Source organism: Halomonas aestuarii (assembly GCF_001886615.1).
GTDB classification, from domain to species: Bacteria; Pseudomonadota; Gammaproteobacteria; order Pseudomonadales; family Halomonadaceae; genus Halomonas; species Halomonas aestuarii.
Genome location: NZ_CP018139.1, coordinates 1,858,102 through 1,869,228 on the forward strand (window position 1 = coordinate 1,858,102; position 11,127 = coordinate 1,869,228).

The window sequence follows — 11,127 nt, forward strand, 5'->3', positions numbered from 1 at the left end:
TCGGGGGCAAGTGCTTTTCGCGGTCGGCCTCAGACGAAAGGCTAGGGCGCGGGCCCGGTGCCCGGCCGGGAGGCCGGCATGGTGAACAGTGGGGGCAGAAACGAAAAAAGCGCCCGTAGGCGCTTGATTCGTCGACTGTTTGGTGGAGGCGGCGGGAATTGAACCCGCGTCCGCCGGCACTCACCCGTTGGCTCTACATGCTTAGTTTCGTCATTTGATTTAACGCCACTGGCTCCGACGAGCAGGATCCAGCCACGCGATTCTTCAGAGTTTTAACAACTGACGTGAAGACGCCGTCAGTCGCGATCCCATCAATCGTCGCTCGTATCCCCGCCGTGATGAATGGGCACATCACTTTGGGGCCAGGCTAGAAGCTAACAGCTGTTAGGCTGCCAGCGCGCCCTGAGCGTAGTTGTCGTCGTTTGCGACTATTTAATCATGATGTTGTATTTACGAGATACATCACGCTCTCGGCATGCACCTCAGGGATTGTCACCGGCGTCGAAACCGTGTCGCCCCCGTAACGCGCATCCTAACAGGATGTGCAGTTCTGTGACACCTCAGGCCTTGGTTTGTTCCCGCATGATGCGCCCTTTCTGGCGCTGCCAGTCGCGGTCCTTCTCGGTGGCGCGCTTGTCGTGCAGCTTCTTGCCGGTCACCAGGGCCAGCTCGCACTTCACCCGGTTGTTCTTCCAGTAGAGCTTGAGCGGCACGCAGGTGTGCCCCTTCTCCTGGGTGCGCGAGAAGATCTTGGCGATCTCCTTGCGATGCAGCAGCAGCTTGCGGGTGCGCGTCGGGTCCGCGATCTCGTGGGTGCTGGCGGTGTTGAGCGGCATGATGTGGCTGCCCAGCAGCCAGGCCTCGCCGTTCTTGACCAGGATGTAGGTGTCGGTGAGCTGCGCCTTGCCGGCGCGCAGGCTCTTCACCTCCCAGCCGGCCAGCACGAGGCCGGCCTCGAAGGTCTCGTCGATGTGATACTCGAAGCGTGCCTTCTTGTTCTGGGCGATGACGTTGCCGCCGGGCCCCTTGCTCTTGCCTTTCTTGTTGGCCATGAAACCTCGTGTCCTGTATCTGCCGGTGGCGCCTGCCCCTTCGATGTGGGGGGAAGCGTGGTACCATTCAAGGCCTGAAATAACCGCTCATGATACGCCCTGGGCACTGTGAAGTCAGCGGAGAGCTCAATGCCAACGGTCAATCGGTCCGCCATGGTGCGGCATACCCCCCAGGACATGTTCGATCTGGTCAACGACTTCGAACGCTACCCCGAATTCCTCCCGGGGTGCCGGAACGCTCGCCTGCTCGAGCGTGACGATTCCCACCTGATCGGCGAGATGACCCTGGGTCGTGCCGGCATCGAGCAGAGCTTCACCACCCGCAACGACCTGATCGAGCCCGAGCGTATCGAGATGTCGCTGGTCAGCGGTCCCTTCAAGCGCCTGCGCGGCCGCTGGCTGTTCATGCCCATGGGCGAGGGGGCCTGCAAGATCAGTCTCGAGCTGGAGTTCGAGTTCGCCAACCGCCTGCTGGGGATGGCCTTCGGCCGGCTCTTCCAGCAGGTGGCGGGGCAGCTGGTGGACTCCTTCACCCGCCGGGCGGACAGCCTCTATGGTCGCTAGCCCCCCCGGCCCGATCGAGGTCGAGGTGGCGTTCGCGCTCCCCGAGCGCCAGTGCATTGTCTCCCTCCGGGTGCCTGGCGGCACTTCCGCCCGGCAGGCCGTCACCATGGCGGGGCTGGAGGCGCGGTTCCCGGAGCTCCCGCCGACCACCTTCCTCGAGGCCGACCTCGGCATCTTCGGAAGGCGACTGCGCGACCCCGACGGCCAGCGGCTGAAGGCCGGGGATCGCGTGGAGGTCTACCGCCCCCTCGAGATCGACCCCAAGGCGGCGCGCGCCGCCCGGGCCGCCCGCGAGAAACGCTGACGCCCCGCCCGGCGAAAGCCGGCACGGGGCGTCGTCAGCCCCGACGGTGATGCCACGGGGCGAGGGGTGATGTCAGGGCCGGTCCGGGGTGACGTTGTCGAGCGGGGTGGGCTGGTCGGCCGAGGTGGCCTCGCTGTCGGGGCCGATGCCGCGCTCGTCGCCGAGCGGCGGGGCCTTCGAGAAGTCGCCCTCCCGCTCGATGTCCACGACCCGTCCGCCAGAGAAGGTCAGGGTGACGCGCCGCTGCTCCACGTCGCCGTAGGCCTCGTCGAGGCGGTAGACATAGTCCCACTGGCTGGCATCGAAGGGCGCCTCGAGCAGCGGGCTGCCCATCAGGTCGACCACCTGCCGTCGGCTCATGCCGGGCCGAAGCTGCTCGACCATGCCCTGGGTCACCAGGTTGCCCTGGGGCAGGTCGCGCTTGTACACGCCGAAGTAGCTGCAACCGCTGATCATCAGCAGGGCGATGGAAAGGATGATGATTCTGGTCAGCTTTTGCATTTGCGCCTGTTCTTCACTATCGTGGATTCGGTCGATCATAACCGACCCTACCCGATACTGCGAAGAGCGACCATGGCCGACCAGAACCATGAATTGCGCAAGGCCGGTCTGAAAGTGACCCTGCCCCGCGTCAAGATCCTCCAGATCCTCGAGAACGCCTCGGAGAAGCACCACCTGAGCGCCGAGGATGTGTACAAGACCCTGCTGGAAGCGGGCGAGGATGTGGGCCTGGCCACCGTCTATCGCGTGCTGACCCAGTTCGAGTCCGCCGGCCTCGTGATCCGCCACAACTTCGATGGCGGCCATGCGGTCTTCGAGCTCTCCCAGGAGGAACACCATGATCACATGGTGTGCCTGGAAAGCGGCGAGATCGTCGAGTTTTTCGACGAGACCATCGAGCGTCGTCAGCAGGAGATCGCCGAGGAGCACGGCTACGAGCTCGTCGATCACGCCCTGGTGCTCTACGTGAGGCCGCTGGGCTCTCGGGCGACCCGCCAGGAAGGCATCCAGAAGAAGTGATGCCCTCGGGCTGATCCTTCCCAGACACGCCGACGCGGCCCCGATCTCCGGATCGGGGCCGCGTTGCGTTGGTGGGGCCTGAGTGTCGGGCCGGGTCAGTGGTGGGCGCGCTGGCTGGCGTCGAGCATCTCCCGGGCGTGGGCCAGGGTGTGATCGGAGAGGTTCACTCCGCCGAGCATGCGCGCCAGCTCGCCGACCCGGCCGGCCTCGTCGAGCAGGGCCATGCGGGTCAGGGTGGAGGCCTCCCCGGCCTGCTTCTCGATGTGCAGGTGGTGGTGCGCCTGGGCGGCCACTTGGGGCAGGTGGGTCACCGTCATCACCTGGCCGTTCTCGCCCAGTCGGCGCAGGAGCTGGCCGACGATCTCGGCGGTGGCCCCGGAGACGCCCACGTCGACCTCGTCGAAGACCAGGCTGGCGATGGTGGAGTGCTGGGCCGCGACCACCTGGATCGCCAGGCTGATGCGCGACAGCTCGCCGCCCGAGGCCACCTTGGCCAGCGGGCGGGCCGGCTGCCCGGGGTTGGCGCTGATCAGCATGCGGGCCCCCTCCAGCCCCTCGGCGGCCTGGGTGTCACGCGGGGCGAGCTCGATTTCGAAGGTGGCCTTGTCCATGGCCAGGAAGGCCAGCTGTTCCTGCACGGCCCGGCCGAACCGGCGGGCGGCCTGGCGGCGGGCCCGGGAGATCGCCGAGGCCTGCTCCTGCCAGCTCGCCTTCAGGGCCTCGACCTCGGCGGCCAGCGTCTCGAGGTCGCCGTCGCCGCCCTCCAGGCCCTCGAGCTCGTCGGCCAGGCGGCGGTGCAGGGCGACCAGCTCCTCGGGCAGGACATGGTGCTTACGGGCGATGCGGTGGACCTCGCCGAGGCGCTCCTCGACCCAGGCCAGCCGTTCCGGGTCCAGCTCGACGCCGTCGGCGAAGTGGCCGAGCTCGCGCCCGGCCTCCTCGACCTGGATGCGCGCGTCCCCGAGCATGGTGAGGGTGTCGGCCAGGCTGCCGCGGTCGCTGCCCGGCAGCGCCGAGAGGTGCTGGATCGCCTGGTTGAGCAGCGACAGGGCGCCGCCCTCGTCGCCGTCGCAGCACTGGGCAGCGAACTGGGCCTCGCGCAGCCGCTCCTCGGCGTGGGCCAGTTCCTCCTGCTCCTCCTCGAGCCCCTTGAGCTCGCCCTCGGCTAGCGCCAGCGCCTCGAGCTCCTCCACCTGGTAGCGCAGCAGCTGCCGGCGGGCGCGGATCTCGTCGCCGTCCTCGGCCAGCCGCTCGAGGCGACGCCGGCTCGCCTGCCACTCGCGGAAGGCCACCCGCATCTCGGCCACTCGCTCGCGGTGACCCGCGAAGTCGTCGAGCAGGCGCAGGTGGGTCTCCTCGTGCATCAGCGCCTGATGGGCATGCTGGCCATGGATCTCGATGAGGTGCTCGCCCAGCGTCCGCAGGTCGGCCACCGTGGCCGGCTGACCGTTGATCCAGGCCTTGGATCGCCCGGAACGCGTCACCACACGGCGCAGCAGGCAGTCGTCCGTGGGCAGTTCGCGGGCCTCGAGCCAGGCCCGTGCCTCGGGCAGCGCCTGGAGATCGAAGCGGGCGCTCAGGTCGGCCCGTTCGCGGCCATGGCGGACGCTGGCGCTGTCGGCGCGCTCCCCCAGGCAGAGCCCCAGGGCGCCGAGCAGGATGGACTTGCCGGCGCCCGTCTCGCCGGTGATGGCGGTCATGCCGCCGGCAAGGTCCAGCTCGAGGTGGTCGACGATGGCGAAGTCGCGAATGGCGAGCTCTGTCAGCATGGTGCCTCCCGGGGCCTGTCTGGGGTCGTTCGGTACGGGGCGCGCTCGCACCGAGGTACTACTGTCTATCCATACACATATTGTGCGTTTATACAGTAGTCAACACCGCCCCACAATGCACGGTCGGATTCGTCTCGCGGTGATGCCTTGAGTTCGCCACGGCCAGCCCCATATACCCCGCAGACTGTCATTAAAGCCATCTTTCATGCCTTGCCAGCGGCCCCAGGCCGTTGATTGCCATTCAGGAGACCCACATGGCCAAAGACTCCCAGACCCCGTTGGACGACGAACTCGCTCGCGAGGAGCGGGAAGCCGAGCCGCAGGCCGAGCCCGAGACCGTGGAGGGTGAAGTGGAGGACGCCATCGAGGCTGCCGATCAGGCCGCCACGGAGGCCCAGGCCGCCGACAACCCCGAGGCCGAGGTGCTGGCCGCGCGCGTCGAGGAGCTCGAGCAGACGCTGGCCGAGACCAAGGACCAGGCGTTGCGCACCGCGGCCGAGGCCCAGAACGTTCGGCGGCGTGCCGAGCAGGAGGCCGAGAAGGCGCGCAAGTTCGCCCTGGAGAAGTTCGTCAAGGAACTGCTGCCGGTGGTCGACAGCCTGGAGAAGGCGCTGGAGTCCATGGGGGACGAGGCCAGCGAGGCGCACCTCGAGGGCGTCTCCATGACCCTCAAGATGCAGCACGACGTGCTCGCCAAGTTCGGCGTCGAGGTGGTGGAGCCCCATGGCGAGCCCTTCGACCCGCAGTACCACGAGGCCATGGCCATGGTGCCCAACCCGGACATGGAGCCCAACACCGTGATGGACGTCATGCAGAAGGGCTACCTGCTCAACGGGCGCCTGGTTCGCCCGGCCATGGTGGTGGTCAGTCAGGCCGCCGGCTGACGCCAGGCCATAGAAAAGCGGCCCTCGGGTCTTGAAATGATTCCGAGGGCCCCCAGATAGACGGCAACCCCGCGGCGAAAGCCGCACACGAATTCAACCGCTAATTCGAGGATTTCCTATGGGACGCATCATCGGTATTGACCTGGGGACCACCAACTCTTGTGTCGCCGTGCTCGACGGTGACCAGGCCAAGGTGATCGAGAACGCTGAAGGCGCCCGTACCACGCCTTCCATCATCGCCTACACCGAGGACGGTGAGACGCTGGTGGGCCAGGCGGCCAAGCGCCAGGCGGTGACCAACCCGCACAACACCCTCTACGCCATCAAGCGCCTTATCGGCCGTCGCTTCAAGGACGATGTCGTCCAGAAGGACATCAAGATGGTGCCCTACACCATCACCGAGGCCGACAACGGTGACGCCTGGGTGGAAGTGAAGGGCAAGAAGCTCGCTCCGCCGCAGGTCAGCGCCGAGGTGCTGAAGAAGATGAAGAAGACCGCGGAAGACTACCTGGGTGAGGAAGTCACCGAGGCGGTCATCACCGTGCCGGCCTACTTCAACGACAGCCAGCGCCAGGCCACCAAGGATGCCGGCCGCATCGCCGGTCTCGAGGTCAAGCGCATCATCAACGAGCCGACCGCGGCGGCGCTGGCCTATGGCATGGACAAGTCCCGTGGCGACAAGACCATCGCGGTCTACGACCTGGGCGGCGGTACCTTCGATATCTCCATCATCGAAGTGGCCGATGTCGACGGCGAGACCCAGTTCGAGGTGCTGGCCACCAACGGCGACACCTTCCTGGGCGGCGAAGACTTCGACATGCAGCTGATCAACTACCTGGTCGATCAGTTCAAGGCCGACAGCGGCATCGACCTCTCTGGCGACAACCTGGCCATGCAGCGCCTCAAGGAAGCCGCCGAGAAGGCCAAGATCGAGCTGTCCAGCGCCCAGCAGACCGACGTCAACCTGCCGTACGTCACCGCCGACAACACCGGTCCCAAGCACCTCAACGTGAAGGTGACCCGGGCCAAGCTGGAGTCGCTGGTGGAGGATCTGGTCAAGCGCTCCCTCGAGCCGTGCAAGACCGCGCTCAAGGATGCCGGCCTGTCCGGTTCCGAGATCGACGACGTCATCCTGGTCGGCGGCCAGACCCGCATGCCCATGGTGCAGAAGTCCGTGGCCGACTTCTTCGGCAAGGAAGCCCGCAAGGACGTCAACCCGGACGAGGCCGTGGCCGTGGGTGCGGCGATCCAGGGCGGCGTGCTCGGCGGTGACGTCAAGGACGTGCTGCTGCTCGACGTCACCCCGCTGACCCTGGGCATCGAGACCCTCGGCGGCGTGATGACCCCGCTGATCGAGAAGAACACCACCATCCCGACCAAGAAGACCCAGACCTTCTCGACCGCGGATGACAACCAGACCGCCGTGACCATCCACGTGCTGCAGGGCGAGCGCAAGCAGTCCAGCGGCAACAAGTCACTGGGTCGCTTCGACCTGGCCGACATCCCGCCGGCGCCGCGCGGTGTGCCGCAGATCGAGGTCGCCTTCGACCTGGACGCCAACGGCATCCTCAACGTGTCCGCCAAGGACAAGGCCACCGGCAAGGAGCAGTCCATCGTGATCAAGGCCTCCAGCGGCCTGTCCGAGGAAGAAGTCGAGCAGATGGTCCAGGACGCCGAGGCCCACGCCGACGAGGACAAGAAGTTCGAGGAGCTGGTCCAGCTGCGCAACCAGGCCGACGGCATGGTCCACGCCGCCCGCAAGACCCTCGAGGAGGCTGGCGACAAGGCCAGCGACGAGGAGAAGCAGGCCATCGAGAGCGCCGCCGCCGAGCTGGAAGAGGCGATCAAGGGTGACGACCAGGAGGACATCCAGGCCAAGCTGGACAAGCTGACCGAGGCCTCCGGCACCCTGGCGCAGAAGATGTACGCCGAGCAGGGCGACGCCGCTCAGCAGGCCGGTGAGGCCGGCAGCGAGGCTGGTGCCAAGCAGGAAGATGACGTGGTCGACGCCGAGTACGAAGAAGTCAACGACGACCAGAAAAAGCAGTAAACCACGACATCTGAACCACGGATGACGCCAGCGCGGGGGCCTGACTCCCGCGTTGGTGTTTCCGCAGAGTCACTACGGAGGCGGACAGACTCATGTCCAAGCGTGACTATTACGAAGTACTGGGCGTCGAGCGCGGTGCCGACCAGAAGGACATCAAGAAGTCCTACCGACGCCTCGCCCAGAAATTCCATCCGGATCGCAATCCGGATGATGATTCGGCGGCCGAGAAGTTCCGCGAGATCTCGGAGGCCTACGAGGTCCTGAGCGACAGCGAGAAGCGCGCCGCCTATGACCAGTTCGGCCATGCCGGCGTCGACGGTCAGGCCGGCGGCGGCGGCTTCGGTGGCGCCGGGGCCGGTGGCTTCAGCGACATCTTCGGCGATGTCTTCGGCGACATCTTCGGCGGGGGCGGTGGTCGCCGCCATCCCAACGCCCCGCAGCGCGGCAGCGACCTTCGCTACAACCTCGAGCTCGACCTCGAGGATGCCGTGGCCGGCACCAGCGTGGACATCCGCGTGCCGCGCCACGTCGAGTGCGAGCGCTGCGACGGCGGCGGCGCCGAGCCGGGCTCCAGCAAGGAGACCTGCCCGACCTGTAACGGCATGGGCCAGGTCCGCATGCAGCAGGGCTTCTTCGCCGTGCAGCAGACCTGCCCGACCTGCCACGGCAGTGGCCAGCACATCAAGGTGCCGTGCCACAAGTGCCACGGCGAGGGCCGGGTGCGCGAGACCCGCACGCTCTCGGTGAAGATCCCGGCTGGCGTGGACACCGGCGACCGCATTCGCCTCAACGGCGAGGGCGAGGCCGGCATCAACGGTGGCCCGCCCGGGGATCTCTACGTCCAGGCGGCCATCAAGCCGCACCACATCTTCCAGCGCGACGGCCGTCACCTGCAGTGTGACGTGCCGATCAACTTCGTCGACGCGGCGCTGGGCGGTGAGCTCGAGGTGCCCACCCTGGATGCCAAGGTCAAGCTGAAGATCCCGCCCGAGACGCAGACCGGCAAGGTATTCCGCCTGCGCGGCAAGGGCGTGAAGCCGGTGCGCGGCGGTCCCCCCGGCGACCTGCTGTGCAAGGTCGTGGTCGAGACCCCGGTCAAGCTCAGCGAGGAGCAGAAGGACCTGCTGCGCGCCTTCCAGGACAGCCTGGAGGGCAGCAAGAGCCACCACTCGCCGAAGAAGACCAGCTTCTTCGACGGCGTGAAGAAGTTCTTCGAGGACATGAAGCCGTAACGGCAGTCCCCGCGGAGACGGACAGGGCCCCGGCATCGTTAGATGCCGGGGCCCTGTCGTTTCTTGGCCTCCGGGTCAGCGCTGCAGGTGGTCCATTCTCCAGGCCAAGCCATCATCGTGGGGGCTGAACCGCGCGTCTCGGGGCAGTACTAGAGGCTTATTGTCCAGCCGCCATAGCCACTGATTGTCATCCTTCAGCTCATCGACACTGGGGCTGACGTGCCAATTCCGATCCGTCCCCGGTGCGATCAAGTGGTTGTCCATCGCCCAATGCAGATCCGGCGTGAGGGCCAAGCCATTGCAGGGGCGATCATCCTGACTCACAGCGAATGGAATCAGGTGGGCGGCCTCAACAAGGAAGCGAAAGTCCGGGGTGATGAATCGTCTTCGGCTGGCTGCGCAGCAATAATCGTAGGCTTCCAACACCAAGGAGCGGAAGGCTGCGGACCTAGCTTGATCCTGATCTGATTCGCGAACCTCGCCTGCCAGGAGTTCGGGGGCTTTTTCGTATTCGCCGCTGGCAAATGCCGTCTCGAGATATGCATTAAGCAGCGCATGGCTCTGCCTGTTCGAGGAAAGGTACCGGCTGCTCAGCAGCGCACAGGCTTCTCGGGCGATGGTGGTGTCCTCCAAGGCCGAGAATAGAGCCGGATCAAGCTGGGCAGCTTCGAAGCGTTGTTCAAGTTGTTTTATTGATTTCGGTTGCCCCAACTGATCTGCCACCCCCTGCACGGCCTGATGATACTCGGGGCACCAGAGCTTGCCGGTGGGGCCTTCCCGGTTTCTCAGTGCCCATATCGGCATCCATGGTCGGGCTCGGTAACGCTCTCCCGTCACTGTCTCGAAAATATCGTGGTAGCGAGCGATCAGGCGGGTATTTATCGGGATTCGTGGGGAGACGATATGGCCTGCCTGAATCTCGCAGATGATCGCCAACAAAAGGCAAGGCTGGTGCGGTGCGGGCCGTCCAGTACTCTGGTCGACCTTGAGCCGTGACAGGCAGTCAAGTCGCGTATCCATCTTTACTCCTTCTTGTTCTTGCATTCCCTTATTTACGCTGCCCCGGAACTCACTTTCTGCCTCGCCCTGCCGCTGAGTGATTGTTTATCCTATATCACTCATGTACTGGCTTGCAGACTGATGCCCTCGCTACAACCACCCGGCTCGCCGGAAGCGCTGGTAGAGCCAGCCGCAGGCGCCGCCCATCACCAGCAGGGCCAGGGGGTAGCCCAGGCGCCAGTCGAGCTCCGGCATGTGGGTGAAGTTCATGCCCCAGATGCCGGCGAGGATGGTGGCCACCGCGAAGATGGCGGCCCAGGCCGCCAGCCGCTTGTGCACCTCACCCTCGTCGATGGCCACCATCGAGAGGTTCACCTGGATCGCGGTGATGGTCATCTCGCGGACGGTATCCACCGCCGCCTCGATGCGGTTCAGATGATCGTACACGTCGCGGAAGTACTCCCGGGTCTTGTGGCACAGGGTTGGCACCCGCACGCCCGACAGGTGGCCGGCGGCCTCGCCCAGTGGCATGGCGGCATGCTTGAGCCGCATGGTCTGGCGCTTGAGCTGGTAGAGGCGTTCCAGGCTTCGGCGGGCCGTGCCCCTGATGAAGATCTGGTCCTCGATGCTCTCGAGTTCGGCCTGCAGGGCCTCGACCACCGGGAAGTAGCGGTCGACGATGGTGTCCATCAGGGCGTAGATCACGAAGGCCGGCCCATGCCGCAGCAGCGCCGGCTCCTGCTCGCAGCGCTGGCGGACCTCGGCGAAGCCACGGCCCGGGTGCAGGCGCACCGAGAGCACGTAGCCCGGGCCGGCAAACACCGCCACCTGCCCGGTCTCCAGCTGGTCGTCGCGCATCGTGATCATGTGCATGATCACGAACAGCGACTGGCCGTACTCCTCGAGCTTGGGCCGCTGGTGGCCGTTCAGGGCGTCCTCCACGGCCAGCTCGTGCAGGCCGAAGACCGCCTGGAAGCGGGCCATTTCCGCCTCGTCGGGTTCGTGCAGGGCCACCCACACGAAACGGTCCGGCTGGCCGAGGTAGTCGCCGATCTCCTCGGTCTGGATGTCGTGCAGGCGATGTCCCTTCTCGTAGGCCACGCAGTTGATGATCATTGCCGAACCCTCCCCGTGGGCGGTGGTGCCCTGTGCCACAGCATAGTGCCTGGGCGTGGTTGCCGGCCGGCCATGGCGGCTCGGCCGGCTGCCATGGCGAGCGATCGGCCGAAGCGGGGGTGGCGTTCGCGGGGGGC

Annotated in this window: 11 protein-coding genes and 1 other RNA gene; 6 read left to right on the plus strand and 6 right to left on the minus strand. The window is 66.1% G+C overall.

The genetic code is table 11. The features are described 5' to 3' along the window. Positions 1-140 precede the first annotated feature (140 nt). Positions 141-520, minus strand: a transfer-messenger RNA (tmRNA) gene (ssrA, locus tag BOX17_RS08570). Between the two features lie 40 nt (positions 521-560). Beyond that, positions 561-1,052: an SsrA-binding protein SmpB gene (gene smpB, locus BOX17_RS08575; protein ID WP_071943608.1), complete on the minus strand. Its 492-nt coding sequence runs from the start codon at positions 1,050-1,052 to the stop codon at positions 561-563. Between the two features lie 129 nt (positions 1,053-1,181). Between smpB and BOX17_RS08580 the strand changes: the two genes are divergently transcribed. Together BOX17_RS08580 and BOX17_RS08585 are read left to right on the plus strand one after the other, a co-directional pair. Continuing rightward, positions 1,182-1,616 (plus strand): type II toxin-antitoxin system RatA family toxin, encoded by a 435-nt coding sequence (locus tag BOX17_RS08580; RefSeq protein ID WP_071943610.1) that lies wholly within the window; start codon positions 1,182-1,184, stop codon positions 1,614-1,616. Then, complete coding sequence (locus BOX17_RS08585) at positions 1,606-1,920, plus strand: RnfH family protein (RefSeq protein WP_071943612.1); 315 nt, start codon at positions 1,606-1,608, stop codon at positions 1,918-1,920. The genes BOX17_RS08580 and BOX17_RS08585 overlap by 11 nt, the downstream gene beginning before the upstream one ends. A 72-nt stretch (positions 1,921-1,992) precedes the next feature. On the opposite strand, the gene BOX17_RS08590 is transcribed toward BOX17_RS08585, so the two are convergent. After that, positions 1,993-2,421, minus strand: a complete 429-nt coding sequence (locus BOX17_RS08590; RefSeq protein WP_071943614.1) for an outer membrane protein assembly factor BamE — start codon at positions 2,419-2,421, stop codon at positions 1,993-1,995. Between the two features lie 72 nt (positions 2,422-2,493). Between BOX17_RS08590 and fur the strand changes: the two genes are divergently transcribed. Next, the gene (gene fur / locus BOX17_RS08595) at positions 2,494-2,940 is read left to right on the plus strand and encodes a ferric iron uptake transcriptional regulator (RefSeq protein ID WP_071943616.1); all 447 of its coding nucleotides are present in this window, start codon (positions 2,494-2,496) and stop codon (positions 2,938-2,940) included. Between the two features lie 95 nt (positions 2,941-3,035). On the opposite strand, the gene recN is transcribed toward fur, so the two are convergent. Then, positions 3,036-4,709: a DNA repair protein RecN gene (gene recN, locus BOX17_RS08600; protein ID WP_071943618.1), complete on the minus strand. Its 1,674-nt coding sequence runs from the start codon at positions 4,707-4,709 to the stop codon at positions 3,036-3,038. A gap of 254 nt (positions 4,710-4,963) precedes the next feature. Here recN and grpE point away from each other — a divergent pair, with 254 nt between their 5' ends. The 3 genes from grpE (at position 4,964) to dnaJ (ending at position 8,875) form a co-directional block, all read left to right on the plus strand. After that, positions 4,964-5,593, plus strand: coding sequence for a nucleotide exchange factor GrpE (gene grpE / locus BOX17_RS08605; RefSeq protein WP_071943620.1), 630 nt, complete (start codon positions 4,964-4,966; stop codon positions 5,591-5,593). Between the two features lie 118 nt (positions 5,594-5,711). After that, positions 5,712-7,643, plus strand: a complete 1,932-nt coding sequence (dnaK, locus tag BOX17_RS08610; RefSeq protein WP_071943622.1) for a molecular chaperone DnaK — start codon at positions 5,712-5,714, stop codon at positions 7,641-7,643. 92 nt (positions 7,644-7,735) lie between these two features. Then, on the plus strand, positions 7,736-8,875 hold the full coding sequence (dnaJ, locus tag BOX17_RS08615; RefSeq protein WP_071943624.1) for a molecular chaperone DnaJ: 1,140 nt from the start codon (positions 7,736-7,738) through the stop codon (positions 8,873-8,875). 75 nt (positions 8,876-8,950) lie between these two features. Here the strand turns inward: dnaJ and BOX17_RS08620 are convergent, their stop codons facing one another. Together BOX17_RS08620 and corA are read right to left on the minus strand one after the other, a co-directional pair. Next, positions 8,951-9,895 (minus strand): HNH endonuclease, encoded by a 945-nt coding sequence (locus tag BOX17_RS08620; protein ID WP_071943626.1) that lies wholly within the window; start codon positions 9,893-9,895, stop codon positions 8,951-8,953. A gap of 129 nt (positions 9,896-10,024) precedes the next feature. Further along, positions 10,025-10,990 (minus strand): magnesium/cobalt transporter CorA, encoded by a 966-nt coding sequence (corA, locus tag BOX17_RS08625; protein ID WP_071943628.1) that lies wholly within the window; start codon positions 10,988-10,990, stop codon positions 10,025-10,027. Positions 10,991-11,127 lie beyond the last annotated feature (137 nt).